The sequence below is a fragment of the Pseudomonas sp. HY2-MNA-CIBAN-0224 genome (genome assembly GCF_040310285.1).
In the GTDB taxonomy this organism is placed as follows: domain Bacteria; phylum Pseudomonadota; class Gammaproteobacteria; order Pseudomonadales; family Pseudomonadaceae; genus Aquipseudomonas; species Aquipseudomonas helleri.
Genome location: NZ_JBEOPQ010000309.1, coordinates 1 through 323 on the forward strand (window position 1 = coordinate 1; position 323 = coordinate 323).

General features: G+C 44.6%; 1 protein-coding gene. It reads left to right on the top strand.

The window, feature by feature from the left end; genetic code table 11:
• On the top strand, nt 1-323 hold a 323-nt coding region (locus tag AAEZ03_RS26525), incomplete at both ends, for a class II aldolase/adducin family protein (RefSeq protein ID WP_350582748.1).

The window sequence follows — 323 nt, forward strand, 5'->3', positions numbered from 1 at the left end:
TCAACCTTGCCGCTTGTTATCGATTGATTGCCTTGTATGGCTGGGATGATTTGGTCTTTACTCATATTTCGGCACGTGTGCCAAATACTGAGGATGAATTTTTGATTAACCCTTATGGTTTACTATTTGAAGAGATTACCGCCTCTAGTCTGGTCAAAGTCAATCAAGCTGGTGAAAAAGTGTCGTCATCAGAATTCGATATCAATCCTGCAGGGTTTACCATTCATAGTGCCGTCCACGAAGCTCGTAGTGATGCCCATTGCGTTATCCACCTCCATACCAGCGACGGTGTGGCTGTATCTACCCAACAGCAAGGATTACTG